The following is a 15,951-nucleotide window of genomic DNA, read 5'->3' on the forward strand; positions in this document are numbered from 1 at the left end:
GTGTTTGACTTGCTCATTACTTGTTATCGCTTTTTCGCTTATCCCGAAGGATTTGCGAGGCAGTTATTACTCGTTGTTCAGTTTTCAAAGAGCAATCTATTCTTTCGTTTGATTCTCTTGTTTTGCTTGTCGTCCGCGTGTTTCTCTCGGCCGGAATTAGAATATACCATGTATCAGTCTAGTATTGCAAGTGTTTTTTAAAAATAATTTTAGCCACCCTTCTTTCACTAGCCTTACGTCATAAAATTAACCTTCCTTCTTCACAAGACTATTACCAGTAGAGTCGCAATTATGATCGTACATATAAGCACTGAAAATATGAGCAAGCATTAGCAATTATAAATAGAATAGACTGTGAAAATGCCTGATTCCGCGGCCTCAGGTCATTTTCACATCGTTCAAGCTTCTTCGTATCCGGGAATAAAATGAATAACGTCGGGGTCTATCTATTCGGTAAATCGGACCCACAATCGAAGCCTAGTAACATATCCCCTCATCATTATGAAGTTTTATAGCGTTCAAACTGTTGAATTTGTAAAATTTCAGGTAACTCAAGAAGACAGCCGGCATCCGACGATGATTGCGCCCACTCAAGCAGCGCTTCATATTGATTTTGGCTAGTTATTCCGCCCAGCCATATTTGCTTCTGTGGCGTTAAAATAGAAATGACATTTGTTAAGTCGCATGGCCCCAAACAACCGCTAATCGTCAGTTGAATCGTTCGCAGCAGCCCTCCCTGTTTCCAGTTGTTCTTTAACCATTCTTCAGGAATGGCTGGTTTCCCTTTATCCGTTCGACCGCAACAGCAGCCCGAGCAAATGATAACCTGGCCTAAAACTTGGCGCTTTGTATTAATGGTTTGGCTTAACATCTTCGCGGCCCCCCTTTCTTTCGGCATTGTGCATTTTGATTTTAATCCGTTATATGAACTCTCTTTCTAGAATCGAGAAGTATATTCACAACCATGTTGTTTTTTCGGTAAAAGACGTTCGCTTCGTAATTGGTGTTTCAGATGAGGAATAGCCGATAAAAATCGTTCCAATTACCTTTTTATTTTCCGGGCTTCCAATAAAACGGTTCAGCCTCTCATCGCGTACAAGCCCGACTCCTCTCGTTCGCCATACAAAGCCGAGTCCGAGCTCTTTTGCCGCAAGCCACATGGAATGTATGGAACAGCAAACGGCATACTCATTATCTTCAGATGATGCTTCGTCGCCGGGAATGATATCAGAAGTCACGACGATGATAAGCGGTGTGTTTTTCAAGACTGTAAGTGACTCATTAACTAAATTCGGTTTTGTAGGAAACCTTTCTTCCAAATATTCCAGCGCCATATTCTGATATCGCTGCTTGGCCTCTCCGCGGATAACATAGTAATGCCATGGTTCGCGCAAACGGTCATTTGGTGCCCAGGTAGCTGCTTCAAGTAATTTAGCGATTTTGTCCTCTTCTACTTCGTGAGGTTCATAATTGCGTACTGCCCTGCGGCTTTTCAATGTTTCAATGATAGACATCACACGTCACTCCTCCTTTATTTGGTTGAAATTCTATAAATGTCTGAATCTATTAATATTCAATGCCTAATACTGCTGGAACGCCTTCATTGTAATAGTGCTTTACAACCTGTACTTCTGAAGCCAAATCAGCTTTTTCGATAATCTCACTTTTAGCGTTTCTGCCAGTCAGGACGAGATGCAAGTAGGCGGGCCGCTTTTCTATCAGCTCTATTACTTCATTAAGAGGGAGAACATCATCGATTGGGAACTTTTCAATGGCGAGAGCATTATTGATCTCATCCAGAATTACAACATCCCAGTCACCGTTCATTACTTCTTGTTTCGCAGTCGTCCAAGCTGTTTGCAGAGCGTCCCGGTGTTCTTCCGGCGTTTTTGTCCAGGTGAATCCTACACCCAACTGCCGTATATCCACACCTAATTTAGATAGCGCTATTTGCTCACCGTATGTACGCTGCGGCGATTTGATAAATTGCAAAATAAGTACTTTAAAGCCCCGTCCTACAGCACGAACGGCGAGCCCGAGAGAAGCGGTTGTTTTGCCTTTGCCGTCACCTGTATAAACAAGAGTATATCCCTTACGTTTCTTTCTTCTCTCCGCCTGTTCCATCAGCCAAACCTCTTTTCCTGCGATATTCACCGCAATATGAGATGAAACGGTCAACCACTTTCGGGTTCGAAGCAAAATGAACATGCGTATAGCCGGCCATTAGATTGTCAGCATGATATCCCTCTTGCCCAGCGCCGCGCAGCCCTTTCGTTTCATATACATACGGATAATTTTCCTGATCTGTCGTTAATGTAGAATAATGAAATTCATGCCCTCTAATGACTTCTTCTTGTTCCATAAGAATACAGTCGCTTAAAGCCTTTGCTTCCCGATACCCCAGTGCGGCCAGCTTATTTTGCATTTTCACGTCCGCCGGGATCACCCCCGCCATTTCATGCTTATTTCCTGCACGGTCCGTAATCGAACGGGTAAGATACATATAACCTCCACACTCTGCAAAAACGGGAAGGCCCCCGCCAATACGCGCTTTCAAATCTGCTTTGACATGTACATGTGAAGCAAGCTCCGCTGCGAATTCTTCCGGAAAACCGCCGCCGATATAAAGCCCATCCGCAGCATTAGGCACCTGCTCACCCGCCAATGGACTAAAGCAGATGAGTTTGGCACCTTTTTGCTCCAACAGTTCAAGGTTTTCGGGATAATAAAAATTAAACGCAGCATCACGCGCAATAGCAATTGTCGGACCGTCACTCAGATTGGGTGAGCCCATGGTAAACAACCGCTTCTCCGGCCAGCTTAATTCAGTGACTTCCTCCGCCAGTGAAACGATTGCTTCGAGATCTATTCCCTTTTCTATCAAATCAGCAGCATGATCTAAAAATGGGGTTAATTCACCGCGTTCGATCGCGGGAATCAAACCGAGATGCCGTTCAGGAATCTCTAACTGCTCATCGCGTCCCAGCCAACCGATAACAGGAATTTTGCACTCCTGCTCAATAGCTGATTTGACAATCTTATAGTGTCCTTGGCTGCCGCATTTGTTGACGATCACCGCGGCAATGCGAACCCGCTCGTCCAGCTTTTGATAGCCGAGTACAACAGCCGCTGCGCTGCGCGCCATGCTTTGCGCATTAACGATCAATATAACGGGGCTATGAAGAAGCTGAGCGATTTCCGCCGTGGAACCGGTATTCGCTAAAGGATTTTTGCCGTCGTAAAGACCCATTACCCCTTCGATTACAGAGATATCTGCCCCCTCAGAGCCTCTGAGGAAAATTTCCCGCATCGTATCAGGAGACAGCATCCACGTGTCTAGATTCCGCGATTTTCTGCCGGTAACAGCTGTATGATAGGTAGGATCAATGTAGTCCGGTCCGCATTTAAAGCCTTGCACGCTCAATCCGCGGCGTTTCAAAGCCCCCATCAGACCAATCGTTATCGTTGTTTTACCAACTCCGCTGCCTGTTCCTGCAATGACAATCCTGTTTCTTCCGGCATTCATAGTGTTACCTCAGCATTAACGCTGTTCGGAATGCGGGCAACCGAGATCGTTACATTTCCGCTTTTCCGCTTTTCCAACAGCCAATTTGACGCCCCTGATGAAAGCAATGCGGCAGGCTCGCTCACACCATATGCGCCGGTATATTTATACACCGTGTCAGATGGATTTTTTATCTGCACCTGATTTAACTCTTCCGGTGTATAAGTGTCTAACTTCCATTTAAACTTCCCGCAAACTTCAAGCAATCCTTGCTCATCTTTCTTAAGATCAATTGTGGCCACATTGCGTACACTTTTGATCGATAACTGAAGCTCAGACAGCGTTTCCGCTATCGTTTGCTCAATTTCCTCGGCCAGCGTTCCACGGTTGCAGCCAATACCGAGCACAATCGTTTTCGGACGATACAAAACGCCATTGTGAAGAAGTGCCGAGACTTCTTGCGCATTTAATAAACGATCCGTTACGACTAACGCCGCATCAAAGTCCGTTTGCATCGCTTCGCTTGTGCTTGTATAGGTGCGGATATGCGAAGGAAGAGGCCTGTCATAAGTCCACCAGTTCGTCTCGCCTGCTTCTTGTACGACAACAACCCGTTCTTCGTTTACAACGGAAGCACTTACGGGCGTCGCTCTGTCAAAACTCTCAATCTCCCAACCGAAAGCGCGGCCGAACAAATCTACCGGTATCGTCTGCTGCACATCGGAAGCCGTCGTAATGACGGGGCGTGCTCCGATTACCTTGGCCACTTCACGTGTCAGCTCGTTCGCTCCCCCAAGATGGCCTGATAGAACACTAATGACATGCTCACCGCGGTCATCAATGACGACGACAGCAGGGTCTTTCTTCTTATCCTCCAAAATCGGCGCAATCATTCGGACGACGGCTCCAAGGGAAATAATGATAATTAGTCCGCTGTATCTTTTGAATAAATCCGGCAGTATCAGCTTCACAGAGCCCTCGAACAGTTGATATCCCTTTTCCTGCTCGTCGCCTCTTGCAAATTTACTCATATAGTAGAGATCGGTTCCCGGAAAATGATCAGCCAGATTGCGGGCTATTTCAACTCCATGCTTTGTAATAGCCACGGTGACAAACGGCTTAGTCATTGGTGACAACCCCTTTTCTATACCCGTGAGTAAACGACTTATCATACAGCTTGGAACGATGTTCATCACGATCTACCAATGTAGGGTCAAGCGCCCAGCCTGCCAAAATCATGGCGTGCATACGGATACCGGCCACTCGCAAATCCTGATCGAGGTTTTTAAGCGTTGTGCGTACGATTTTCTGATCAGGCCATGTCGCTCTTTGAACGACAGCTACCGGAGTGTCCTCTGACCAACCGGCAGCAAGAAATTCTTTCACGACTTTCTTGGCGAGTGTGGCGCTTAGGAAGAGAGCGACGGTACAATGATGCGAAGCAAGATCGCGAAGCTTTTCCCTCTCAGGAACCGGCGTTCTCCCTTCAGCACGGGTTAAGATGACCGTCTGGGTTAAATCGGGAACCGTTAATTCGGCACCGAGTGCTGCCGCCGACGCAAATACCGAACTGACTCCGGGAATAATCTCATAGGAGATGCCGCGTTGTTTAAGCAGAACCATTTGCTCCAAAATAGCTCCGTACATGGACGGATCGCCTGTGTGAACCCGCGCAACGCTTTTTCCTTCTGCTACAGCTTTCTCCATAATGACAACCATTTCTTCCAAATCCATACCGGAGCTTTGGAGCACATGTGCATGCTCGCCGGCACGAGAAATAAGTTCTTCATTCACAAGCGAATCCGTGTATAGGACAACGTCTGCTTGCTGTATAATTTTCAAGCCCTTAACCGTTATGAGATCAGGATCTCCCGGACCGGCACCAACAATATAAACCTTCGCTTCCATTTCCATTATTTTCTCACCGCCATCAGTGTTAAATATTCAAGATCCTGGCCCTTTAACTCGCGAACGTTACGCCAGACCAGCTCATGGGGAGAGGTCACTTTGGTAACAACGGAAGCCCGGTCTATAAGCTCGAGTTCCTCTAATATATCGATCATCATGTCCATAACCTTAGCAACCTTAATAAAAATAACCGCATCATGCTCTACAATGGATTTCTTCATCGCTTCACGATCCTCCGTTGCAGGTATGATCGCAACTTGATCATCGCCGTCAGCCAAATGAATCCCGAGACGCGCTGCCGCTCCGAGGAAAGAAGAAATTCCCGGAACAGAACGAATCGGCACTTCCGGGTGCAGCTCTTGCATGAGACGAGCCATATGAATGAAGGTACTGTACAGGTTCGGATCTCCTTCCGTGACAAACACGACATCACGGCCTTCCTTCAATTGCTCAAAGCAAAGGGATACGGTCTTGTTCCATTCCCTGTCCAGCGCCGCTTTATCTTTGGTCATCGGAAAAACAAGGCCCAGCATCACTTTCTCGCTGGTATTCACATAAAGCTCAACAATTTCTAATGCGTACGATTTGCCTCCCATGCGCTTCTTCGGATAAGCAATTACCGGACATTCTTTCATCAAACGAAAGGCTTTGACAGTAATCAGTTCCGGATCTCCGGGACCTACACCGACACCATATAAGGTTCCAACCTTAACCGCTGTTGTTGTCATAATTATTCCTGCTCCTTTCCGGAAATGTGATCGGACCCGCGAAAACCGACGATAACATAGATCGGATTAAGCCCCTCGAACCGGGTCATATCAAGGATTGGTTTGCTTCTGGCGATCTGCACGAGCGATATACGCACGGTAAATCCTTCCTCAATCAGCGCTTGCTGGCTCGCCGACAACGTTTCGATTGTCGCCGCATTGATCACAATACGACCGCCTTCTTTAAGCCGGGTACAGCATATATGGATAAGTTCACGCAATTCTCCCCCGCTGCCGCCGATAAAAACGGCATCCGGATCAGGCAGATTATCCAATCCATCAGGAGCCTTTGCATGGATCGCAGTAAAATCAGTGCGAAACTTTTTACGGTTCGCTTCAATATTCGTCATGTCCCCCTCATTTTTTTCAAGGGCAAACACTTGGCCGTAAGGTGCCAACCTCGTAGATTCGACAGCGACTGAACCCGATCCGGCGCCAATATCCCATACCACGCTATCACTTTTCAATTTCATCTCGCACAAACTGAGTACTCGAACTTCCTTTTTGGTAATTAAGCCTTTTTCGGGTTTTCGTTGATGGAATTGCTCATCTTCTATACCAAACCCTCTAAGCGGTTCAGGAGCGTCAGGCTTCCGCCTTAGAATCACGACATTCAAAGGCGAGAATTCCGCATGAAGCATATCCTCCAAAGTCCAAAAACCATACCTTTCATGTTCGCCGCCGAGATTTTCCGCTACAAACACTTCATATTCTTTCATTTCGAACTCTATTAAATAACGGGCGATCGCCGAAGGGCTGTTCTCTTCATCCGTTAAGATCGCTATCTTCGCTTTTCCGTCGATTTTTTGCGCAAGCCCCTTCATCGGCCGGCCATGAACACTTTCAAAAGCCGCATCCTGCCAGCTGTCGCCCATTCTTGCAAAAGCCAGCTGCAGCGAGCTTAAATGCGGATGGATCTCTACCGCCTGCGAACCTATTTTTTTGGCTATGAAACTAGCAATACCATAAAATAATGGATCGCCTGATGCTAATACGACTATTTTTTGATGATGACGAAGCTCAGCCAACTGCTCAATCACGGCGGCTAAACCTCCTTTTAACACTTTGCGTTGTCCGCTGTATTCTGTAAAAAAAGAAAGATGCCTTTCGCCGCCGATGAGAATGTCCGACTCATGAACCCATTGCAAACAAACAGGTGACAAATCATACATGCCATTGTCACCGATCCCAATTATTTTGATGCGATTATCCATTGATTTCCGCCCTCCCCAAAACGTCGCCTTTCATTGTGACCAACACGGTCTCAATTGTTAATCCCCCGCCGATATGCTCCAAGGAATGCCGGCAGGCATATTCGCATAACTTATCGAAAAACTCGCGTATTCCAGCCTCGATGACAATATCTGAAACATGCGATCCCGTATTAGCTTCCAGTATGGAAGTCTGCAGTTCTTCCGATGCTCCTGCTTCTTTAGCCACTCCTGCTAAGAAACCGAAGTCAACAGCCGCACTTTTGGAATGCACCATCATTACGCCTTGCGCGACTTTTGAAAATTTACCCATCATCCCGACCAAACTGATTTTGTTCATTCCTAATCGCTTGGCATGCTTTAAAGAGAAGCCGACAAAGTCACCCATTTGAATAAACGACTCCTCTTTCAGCTCAGGATTTAACTTCATCGCATATTTTTCACTGCTGCCTCCGGTAGTGAGTACAACGTGATTGCATTCCGCTGCCTTGGCCACCTGAATGGCTTGTACGACACTTGCTTTATATGCAGATGTGGAAAAAGGCACCACGATTCCTCGTGTGCCTAAAATCGAAATTCCTCCGATAATGCCAAGCCTTGCATTTAACGTCTTCTTCGCTATTTCCTCTCCATCCGGCACAGCAATTACGACTCGCACACCTTTGTCAACGCCGTATTCGCTTAACACCTGTTCAACCTCTTTGAGAATCATCTTCCGGGGAATGGGGTTAATCGCCGCTTCACCGACAGGAACCGGAAGCCCCGGTTTCGTTACGCGCCCGACACCTGCGCCTCCATCGAGTTCGATGCCGCTGCCCCCAGTCCAAGTGACGGTCGCTACGATTTTCGCCTTATGCGTCGCATCCGGATCATCACCTGCATCCTTTATAGTTGCACATTGCGCCATATCCGCAGTAAATTCACTCTCAATTAAGTCAAATTGATGGAAAAAACCGGCAGGAAGCCAAATCTCTGATTGATATACGAATTGTTCGGTGATCAACATGGTTACAGCGCCTTTGGCCACCGCAGCTGCGCAAGCGCCTGTTGTATATCCATGACGCATCTCTTTGGGATCTTTCTCTGGATCTTTAAAATCACTCATGTGATCACCTTCAATTTAATTTTGGTTTTGAGCCATAATAGATAAGGCGTTTACGGCTGCGACGACAACCGTGCTTCCGCCTTTGCGGCCGATATTTGTAATGAATGGAATGTCCAGTTTGCGGAGCTCATCCTTGGATTCCGCCGCGGATACAAAACCAACCGGCATGCCGATAACAAGGCCCGGCTTCGTCACGCCTTCCTTAATCAAACGAATCAATTCAAGCAGAGCTGTAGGGGCATTCCCAATAGCATAAATGCCTCCTTCGGCTTCTTTAATCGCTTTGCGTATGGAAATGATTGCCCGGGTAGTATTCAGCCTTTTCGCTTCTTCTATAACATCGGGATCTGAAATATATACGCTAACATCTCCGCCAAACTTTTGAATGCGGTCTTTACTTATGCCAACTTGAACCATCTGTACGTCGGCAACTAGTTTTTTACCATTTCGTATGGCTTCTATGCCCGCCTCAATCGCTTTTGGATGGAAGACAAGGCTGCGGCCAAGTTCGAAGTCTGCCGAAGCATGAATGACCCGCTGAACGATTGGATATTGGTCAGCTGTAAACGGATGCTCCCCTAATTCCTCCGTAATCATCTCAAAGCTTTTTCCTTCAATTTCCTGGGGTTGTACAGTCAATGGCTTAAATTCTGTTTTAAAATCCATATCCATATCGATTCCCTCCTTCAATATAAAACAAACACCTTACGTGCATATTTTATTGGATAGCTTCTTTCAACTGGCCAATCACGCCATCAAAGTCGGTAAACACCGATCCAAACTCAATCTCGGGCCTTGAAATTAACACAACATCAATTCCCATTTGCAAAGCAGTCTCTACTTTTTCATCTACAGAACCGGTCTTGCCGCTCTCTTTGGTCACCATAACCGTCGTTCCGTATTGCCGGTAAAGAGCTTCATTCATTTCCCGTGAAAAAGGACCCTGCATCGCAATAATATTTTTTTGCTCTACTCCAAGTTCTTCGCATTTCTCCATATTGTCACGCCGCGGCAGCATGCGGGCTACAAGGCGTATTTCCGGATTTCCTATCAAATGCTTCGCAAAAATATGCAGCGTTTTGCTGCCTGTTGTCAGCATGGCAGATCCTTGGCGCTGCTTTACTTCCAGTGCTGCTTCTTCATAGGATGAGACTACGGTAAGCTTCGGATGGTCGCCATAGACGAGTGATGCACGCTCAAAACGAATATAAGGTACATTAGCCTTCTTAGCGGCTTCAATCGCGTTTTTGTGAGCCTCTTCCGCAAAAGGATGGCTCGCGTCAACAATGGCCTCGAAACCTTCTTCGATGATCAGGCCAGTCATCTCATCCGCAGTAAGCCGCCCCATACGGACCCGCAGTCCCGCTTCTTCCAAGCTTTTTGCCGCAGACTCGGTGACGACAGAAGTCATGACATGATAACCGCTATCCTTGATCCTTACAGCAAGCTCCCTTGCATCACTTGTACCGCAAAGCATAAAAATCATTTGGCTGCCCCCTGACTATCCTTTAGCTACTGATGGCTTCGTATGATTATGGTCATGGTCGTGACTGTGGTGGTCATGATGGTGGTCATGAGCATGATGGTCATGATGGTGATCATGGTTATGGTCGTGGTCATGATTATGGTCATGACTGTGGTCATGATGGTGGTGATCATGGCTGTGATCATGACTGTGATCATGACTGTGATCATGACTGTGATCATGACTGTGATCGTGGTGATGGTGATGATGGTGGTGATCATGATCGTGACCTTGACCGGCCCTGCACATATCGCAGCTCACAAACGGCTCTCCCTCGATCGCCTCCGTTACCCGGTCGAGCAGCACCTCTACCAGCAGCGGATGGAACCCGAAATACCCTGCCTGCTGTATGTCTATCTCTTTATGTGTTGCGGCAAATTCAGCCGTCATTTGCTCAATTCGTTTTATTAATATACCTGTAAACAGAAAATAAGGAAGGACGTAAATTTTCTTAGCTCCAAGTCGTAAACAACGCTCCAGCCCCTCCGGGAAAGAAGGCTCGGTAACGCCGATGAAGCTGCTTTCCACCCATTTCACGGGAACCAGTTCCCACAGCAGCCGGGTCATTTTAAATAAATCGCCGTTTGCTTCGGCATCGCTGCTTCCTCTTCCCAATACAAGGACAGCCGTCTCCCCATTACGCAAAATTGCCGCTTTGCCGCACCCTCCGCCTGCAGGCAGTGAAACTTGCGCGGCTTCGGTCTCAGCCGGGAAGCCGGCTTCTTCAAGGCGGGATTGCAAAATTTCGATTACCTTATGATGAACGCCGATCGGACGGCCATATGTAAATTCAATATGAGGATACCGTTTTTTTCCATTACAGATTTCGACCGGAATATGAACCTTTGCATGGCCTGCCGCAAACAAAGTAATCGGTACCACGACGATACGATGGGCTCCCAGTTCCACGCAGTGGTCAATGCCTTTGGAAATATTGGGTGCCTCGAATTCTAAGAAGCAAGTTTCGATAACGAATTGCGGAGCCGTCTGCCGCACCGTATCCGCAAAACGCAGCAGCTCCGCATTTCCTTCCGGATCGCGGCTGCCGTGCCCGACTAGTAAAATAGCTTCCATTCTTTGACCTCCTAAATTTTATTTGCGTCCCTCATTAATCGCCGCATAACGGATCAACCTCAACCAGTTGAGCTTGCTCGCGGTATTTAAAGCCGAGAACTTCTCCTTTACGCTTAAAAAACTTATGAAATCGCTCATTGGGATGAGCATTTTGAACGTATTGCTGAAAAATGCTCTCCACCGTAGTCACAATCCGATCCCCCGGTATGCCTTCAGCTACCAATTGCGCCGGATGGGCGTTACGTCCGATCGTTTTTCCGCCAAGGAACAAATCGTATGCGCCTCTGCGGAACACGATGCCGATATCTTCAAGGGCAGCTCCATAGCAAGCCATGCCGCAGCCGTTAAAACCGATCTTAATCTCTTTAGGTGTTCTGAGCCCGCCAATCGCCCGGTGGAGATCCTCTGCAACAGGAATCGCTTCGTCTTTTTCCAAATTACAAAAATCACAAGCCTTTATTTGAGAAACGTCGCCGATCGGGGAAACAAGCAGCTGTTCTGCCTTTAGCTTGGCTACTATTTCTTCAGGAACATCCGTGGGCACGCGTAAAATAATCTGATGGTGCGGCGTATACTCCATCTCGCCTTCATCTCCGGCGATTTGCGCGAGCAGCGTCATTTGCCGGGCCGTAAACTTCTTGTTCGCTATGCCTGGAGCTACTCCAACTTCAAATATCAAAATCTCTTTTTTTCTAGATGTGTCAGGATTGGCTGCAGATCCTAAATATCCTCCTGAAATGATTCCTTTAGCCTCAAGCATTTTCAGTGCCTCTAATGCAAGAACAGATGGATGCTCCGGCTTGTTGTCATCGCTTTGCGATAGAGGCAATCCGGTATCACCTGATAGCGAAGCGCCCGGGCCGTCTCCCGATGCATCCGTATCTAATTCATCTTCGTAAGTTATTTCTTCCTCTTCACTTTCCCAGTCATCTTCCATCGCATTTAGCGACCAAGGCTCAGCCGCTGTTTGCAGCCGCTGATGGGGTCTTAGAGTTTGTTCCGCAGTATCAAGCGTATATTTCCGCTGATATCCTCTTGGCGTAATCATTTGGCCGTCATATAAGAAAGTCGTCGAATTGCCGATAATGACCGTAGTCAGCATGCCGATATCATGCTCCAGCATGCGTTCCAGCGTAGTAATCTCTACCTGCTGCCGGTCCCGGTAAGCACTTTTGACCAATCCGACAGGCGTATCAGGAGAACGATATTTCAATAAAATCCGCTGGCTTTCCACGATTTGCCGGGTACGCCGGCCGCTTCTCGGATTGTACAAAGCAATAACGAAATCTGCGGAAGCTGCCGCTTCGACGCGTTTAGCAATTATGGTCCATGGAGTTAAATGATCACTTAAGCTAATCGTACAAGCGTCGTGCATGACCGGGGCTCCAAGCAGTGAAGCGCACGAGTTGATAGCGGATATGCCGGGAATGACTTCAATTTCGACTCCTGTAGCAGATTTCCACCCCTTACCAATCAATACCTCATAGACTAATCCTGCCATGCCATAAACACCTGCATCGCCGCTGGAAATGACGGCAACCTTTTTGCCCATTTCAGCCTGCCGGACCGCTTCCTGGGCGCGGCTTACTTCTTCCGTCATCCCTGTCCGCACAATTTCCTGGTCGGTCAATAGATCCCGGATCAAGTCCACATACGTGTTATATCCGATTACCACTTCGCTTTCCTGTATGGCATTCCGGGCCCGTTCCGTTATATGTTCAAAAGCACCTGGTCCAAACCCGATGACAAGCAGCTTTCCTCTTTTCTCTCCCATCATGCCACCTCCAATTTCATAGTAAGCCTAAATCTATTAACCTTCTTTTCCCCAAAACTCGGAGTATATGAGTTCTTCTAGTGGAATGCGTTTACGCCAATTTTCCTTTTGCAAAATCGGTTGATCGGGAAACTCATCCGTATAACCGATGGAAATTAAAGCAACCGGGTCAACATGCGGAGGAATATCAAGCACCCCTCTTACATCCTGCTTTTTATAGAAACTGACCCATCCTACTGCCAGCCCTTCGGCCCTCGCAGCCAGCCAAAGATTTTGAATCGCGCAGGATACGGAAGCAAGATCCGTTTCAGGAATGGAATTCCGGCCAAAAACATGGGGACCGCCGCGAGTTGGATCGAGTGTAACGCATAAAGTAATAGGCGCTTCAGTGAGGCCCTCAATTTTCAACTTTGAAAACTTGTTGGCTTTTTCCCCTTCATAATGAACCATCAGCGCACGTCTTTCCTTATCCGCCGCATCCTTCAACTTTTGTTTCGTCTCCTCCGACTTTATAACAATAAAGTTCCACGGCTGCATGTAACCGACGGAAGGTGCGTGATGAGCTGCGGTAAGCAGACGCTTCAGCAGTTCATCCGGGACAGGATCCGGCCTGAAGCTTCGAATATCTCTTCTTTGCTCAATCGCTTTATACACGGCCGCCTTGTCCTGTTTCGAGAAGGCAAAGTCCGTCCGGGGAATATCAGTCAATGAATTGCCTCTTGAAACAGATTGTAGGACAGGCTGTACGGCAGCTTCTTTTATTGGCAAGGCCAGCGCTGCACTTTGAGATTGAACAGCGTGCCAAGCCTCATCAATGGAATGCACCCATATAAATTGAATACCGCCTGGAAGTTCTGCTCTGCGATTGCCTATTGGCGCTATCAGCGTTCGTATTCCTAAATGCTGTGCCGCTGCTATCGTTCGATCAAAATAACGGCTTTCCTTAACCAGTCCAAGCACATTTATACTCCCGCAAACCGCTAAATGTTCAGGCAATATCGACTTATGCGCTGCCGATAAAGCGGAGAGGGCGATTGCCAAAGAAAAATGTTTAAAACTATCGTTCGATTTCGCCCCTTCTATCTCAATAAAGTATTTTCCAGGAAGCTGAAATCGGTTTAAGGCTGCTTCAATCGATGAAACGTCCGGATTGCCGGACCCCTCACCTGATGTTTTTATTTCAACTGCCTTTGAAGGCTGGAAATCCGTCCAACACTGCACCATTGTTCCGAAAGCTTCTTGATTGCTTGCGAGCGCCTTTACCCTTCCACAGCATGAACCGGCTCGAAGGAGCTCCAAACCCTCGTATTCACGCAAACCGATCTGTTCTTCCAGCGGCATAGAAATATTTAATGCCTTCAAAATATGATCCTTATGAACAAGCGCCGAGCCGGATTGAACAGCCATATCGCCAGCTGCCCGGATCAAGCCTCCGAGTTCACGAAAGCGGGAGGATAAATATCCAGCCCGATCGGCCTTATGACTTGCTTGATGGATCACTTCATTAACGGCTGCGGAAGTAAAGTGAGGAATTTTCCCGTCTCTATGAACTTCCTGAGCAACAAATTGAAACAGTTTAAAACGGTTTTCCGCCGTATCAGGCATCGTGTCTTTCAAATATACTTCGTACCCGTAACCGCGTATCCTTGATCGCAAAGCGGGATGAATTTTCTCAACATCCTGCATATTGCCGGCGAGCACCAAAATAAAATCGCTTGGCACAGGCTCGGTGCGAATCATCCTCCCGCTTGAACCGGGGGTTCGCCCCGTTATTGCCATCTTTTTTTCTTGAAACGCAGTAAGAAGGGCTTGTTGGGATTCTAAAGATAGTGTCGAAACCTCATCGATATAGAGTACTCCTTGATGAGCTAAATGAATGGCCCCCGGTTCAACCAGATGATGAGGTGACGTCTCCATACCTCCTGATTGATAAGGGTCATGCCTTACATCGCCAAGCAGAGCGCCTGCATGCAATCCGGTTGCATCAATAAAAGGGGGATTTTCCTTACCTGAATTATTAATCAGATATTTAGGTGTTTTATTAGAAGGCGTAACTTTCAATGTTTTTCCAAACCAAAATAGGAGTAACAGGATTAAAAGACCGCTCATCATATAAACCGGATTATCCCGGGTCAAGGAGTAGAACACCGCTACAAATAAACAGACAAATGCTGCAAATCCCAATATCCAACGTAAGGAAGCAGCATTAGAACGATGTGAATGTTCATACTCTTTTATGACTCGTTCCCCTTCACCGGCTGGCAATAAACGGATAGACGGGACGTTGCGCTCTTTCACTCCTGCCTCGGCTACAACATCTGTCAAACGAGATCCTTGCAGCAATTCGGCCATTGCCTGCCCAAGCATGCTTTTCCCTGTTCCCGGTTCACCTATGAGCAGCACCGACCTTTTTTGGGAGGCGGCAAGGCGAATGACAGTCACAACTTCATCCTGGCCTACAACCTGGTCAATGATCTTTTCCGGTACAGGTACCTCAGCTGTTGTTGCATAGTCGCTTCTTTGTTCAAAAGCTGAGCTTTGTTTCTCTAGAATCGGGGCGACGTAGTTTTCAAAAATGGCTTTCACTTTTACTGAACCGTCATGGCGAATTTTTTCCGCTTCAGGCAGCAGCTTCATCTTTATTTCCGGCATATTCAGTAAGGCGATTAGAGTCATAGCAGCGGTTTGCCGGACTTCATCTGATGAATCGTCAAAAGCTTTTTGCCAAAACTGCCATATTTGATCAAAGCGAGCTTCAGCAGACTGCACAATCCCTTTAGCTATCCCTTCACGCACATAAAGGGAAGAATCGCCTGCAAGACGCATCGCTATACTCGCTGCCTCGCCTTGGTCATGAACGATCAATCGCCCAATTTCCCGGCCTGCCAAGTATCGAAGAATCCAGCGCGTGTCTGTGGAAAACAGATATAATGCTTCAATCCATTGCTCGGGCTGTTTCTCAAAAAGCCGGATGATCAAAGCGATCATCCGTTCCATGGCAACAACCTTGCCTTTACGGGCATAATGATCCAATGCTGAGGCAAATAGATGAATTACAAATCGGTTCAAAGCAAAGACCACC

Annotated in this window: 14 protein-coding genes and 1 pseudogene; all 15 read right to left on the reverse strand. The window is 47.2% G+C overall.

Features of this window, described 5'->3' with window-relative positions; translation table 11 throughout:
- Window positions 1-499 precede the first annotated feature (499 nt).
- Window positions 500-871, reverse strand: a complete 372-nt coding sequence (locus tag AC0YNZ_RS26700) for a (2Fe-2S) ferredoxin domain-containing protein (protein WP_475829498.1) — start codon at window positions 869-871, stop codon at window positions 500-502.
- 85 nt (window positions 872-956) lie between these two features.
- A complete protein-coding gene (locus AC0YNZ_RS26705) occupies window positions 957-1,514 on the reverse strand; it encodes a nitroreductase family protein (protein WP_475829499.1) in 558 nt (185 codons plus the stop codon).
- Between the two features lie 52 nt (window positions 1,515-1,566).
- Window positions 1,567-2,124 carry a cob(I)yrinic acid a,c-diamide adenosyltransferase gene (locus tag AC0YNZ_RS26710; RefSeq protein WP_475829500.1) on the reverse strand — a complete coding sequence of 186 codons (558 nt, stop codon included), beginning with the start codon at window positions 2,122-2,124 and terminating at the stop codon, window positions 1,567-1,569.
- A complete protein-coding gene (locus AC0YNZ_RS26715) occupies window positions 2,093-3,526 on the reverse strand; it encodes a cobyrinate a,c-diamide synthase (RefSeq protein ID WP_475829501.1) in 1,434 nt (477 codons plus the stop codon). Before AC0YNZ_RS26715 ends, AC0YNZ_RS26710 begins: the two co-directional genes overlap by 32 nt.
- Complete coding sequence (locus AC0YNZ_RS26720) at window positions 3,523-4,632, reverse strand: cobalt-precorrin 5A hydrolase (RefSeq protein ID WP_475829502.1); 1,110 nt, start codon at window positions 4,630-4,632, stop codon at window positions 3,523-3,525. The genes AC0YNZ_RS26715 and AC0YNZ_RS26720 overlap by 4 nt, the downstream gene beginning before the upstream one ends.
- Window positions 4,625-5,419 carry a precorrin-4 C(11)-methyltransferase gene (cobM, locus tag AC0YNZ_RS26725; RefSeq protein ID WP_475829503.1) on the reverse strand — a complete coding sequence of 265 codons (795 nt, stop codon included), beginning with the start codon at window positions 5,417-5,419 and terminating at the stop codon, window positions 4,625-4,627. The genes AC0YNZ_RS26720 and cobM overlap by 8 nt, the downstream gene beginning before the upstream one ends.
- On the reverse strand, window positions 5,419-6,141 hold the full coding sequence (cobI, locus tag AC0YNZ_RS26730; RefSeq protein ID WP_475829504.1) for a precorrin-2 C(20)-methyltransferase: 723 nt from the start codon (window positions 6,139-6,141) through the stop codon (window positions 5,419-5,421). Before cobI ends, cobM begins: the two co-directional genes overlap by 1 nt.
- Window positions 6,142-6,143: 2 nt before the next feature.
- On the reverse strand, window positions 6,144-7,394 hold the full coding sequence (gene cbiE / locus AC0YNZ_RS26735) for a precorrin-6y C5,15-methyltransferase (decarboxylating) subunit CbiE (protein ID WP_475829505.1): 1,251 nt from the start codon (window positions 7,392-7,394) through the stop codon (window positions 6,144-6,146).
- Entirely contained in the window at window positions 7,387-8,496 is a 1,110-nt protein-coding gene (locus AC0YNZ_RS26740; protein WP_475829506.1) for a cobalt-precorrin-5B (C(1))-methyltransferase, read from the reverse strand. The genes cbiE and AC0YNZ_RS26740 overlap by 8 nt, the downstream gene beginning before the upstream one ends.
- A 15-nt stretch (window positions 8,497-8,511) precedes the next feature.
- On the reverse strand, window positions 8,512-9,162 hold the full coding sequence (locus AC0YNZ_RS26745) for a precorrin-8X methylmutase (RefSeq protein WP_475829562.1): 651 nt from the start codon (window positions 9,160-9,162) through the stop codon (window positions 8,512-8,514).
- 52 nt (window positions 9,163-9,214) lie between these two features.
- Window positions 9,215-9,982: a precorrin-6A reductase gene (gene cobK / locus AC0YNZ_RS26750; RefSeq protein ID WP_475829507.1), complete on the reverse strand. Its 768-nt coding sequence runs from the start codon at window positions 9,980-9,982 to the stop codon at window positions 9,215-9,217.
- Between the two features lie 15 nt (window positions 9,983-9,997).
- A complete protein-coding gene (locus AC0YNZ_RS26755) occupies window positions 9,998-11,095 on the reverse strand; it encodes a sirohydrochlorin chelatase (RefSeq protein WP_475829508.1) in 1,098 nt (365 codons plus the stop codon).
- A gap of 34 nt (window positions 11,096-11,129) precedes the next feature.
- Window positions 11,130-12,869: a precorrin-3B C(17)-methyltransferase gene (gene cobJ, locus AC0YNZ_RS26760; protein ID WP_475829563.1), complete on the reverse strand. Its 1,740-nt coding sequence runs from the start codon at window positions 12,867-12,869 to the stop codon at window positions 11,130-11,132.
- A gap of 36 nt (window positions 12,870-12,905) precedes the next feature.
- The gene (bluB, locus tag AC0YNZ_RS26765; RefSeq protein ID WP_475829564.1) at window positions 12,906-13,568 is read right to left on the reverse strand and encodes a 5,6-dimethylbenzimidazole synthase; all 663 of its coding nucleotides are present in this window, start codon (window positions 13,566-13,568) and stop codon (window positions 12,906-12,908) included.
- Between the two features lie 111 nt (window positions 13,569-13,679).
- Window positions 13,680-15,866 (reverse strand): annotated as a pseudogene (gene lonB / locus AC0YNZ_RS26770) (ATP-dependent protease LonB); the annotation flags it as partial.
- Window positions 15,867-15,951 lie beyond the last annotated feature (85 nt).

The organism is Paenibacillus sp. J2L1-98 (assembly GCF_056269405.1).

Bases quoted from the DNA above. Each gene is read 5' to 3' on its own strand.
- AC0YNZ_RS26700 (WP_475829498.1), bottom strand. From the start codon at position 871: ATGTTAAGCCAAACCATTAATACAAAGCGCCAAGTTTTAGGCCAGGTT.
- AC0YNZ_RS26705 (WP_475829499.1), bottom strand. From the start codon at position 1,514: ATGTCTATCATTGAAACATTGAAAAGCCGCAGGGCAGTACGCAATTAT.
- AC0YNZ_RS26710 (WP_475829500.1), bottom strand. From the start codon at position 2,124: ATGGAACAGGCGGAGAGAAGAAAGAAACGTAAGGGATATACTCTTGTT.
- AC0YNZ_RS26715 (WP_475829501.1), bottom strand. From the start codon at position 3,526: ATGAATGCCGGAAGAAACAGGATTGTCATTGCAGGAACAGGCAGCGGA.
- AC0YNZ_RS26720 (WP_475829502.1), bottom strand. From the start codon at position 4,632: ATGACTAAGCCGTTTGTCACCGTGGCTATTACAAAGCATGGAGTTGAA.
- cobM (WP_475829503.1), bottom strand. From the start codon at position 5,419: ATGGAAATGGAAGCGAAGGTTTATATTGTTGGTGCCGGTCCGGGAGAT.
- cobI (WP_475829504.1), bottom strand. From the start codon at position 6,141: ATGACAACAACAGCGGTTAAGGTTGGAACCTTATATGGTGTCGGTGTA.
- cbiE (WP_475829505.1), bottom strand. From the start codon at position 7,394: ATGGATAATCGCATCAAAATAATTGGGATCGGTGACAATGGCATGTAT.
- AC0YNZ_RS26740 (WP_475829506.1), bottom strand. From the start codon at position 8,496: ATGAGTGATTTTAAAGATCCAGAGAAAGATCCCAAAGAGATGCGTCAT.
- AC0YNZ_RS26745 (WP_475829562.1), bottom strand. From the start codon at position 9,162: ATGGATTTTAAAACAGAATTTAAGCCATTGACTGTACAACCCCAGGAA.
- cobK (WP_475829507.1), bottom strand. From the start codon at position 9,982: ATGATTTTTATGCTTTGCGGTACAAGTGATGCAAGGGAGCTTGCTGTA.
- AC0YNZ_RS26755 (WP_475829508.1), bottom strand. From the start codon at position 11,095: ATGGAAGCTATTTTACTAGTCGGGCACGGCAGCCGCGATCCGGAAGGA.
- cobJ (WP_475829563.1), bottom strand. From the start codon at position 12,869: ATGGGAGAGAAAAGAGGAAAGCTGCTTGTCATCGGGTTTGGACCAGGT.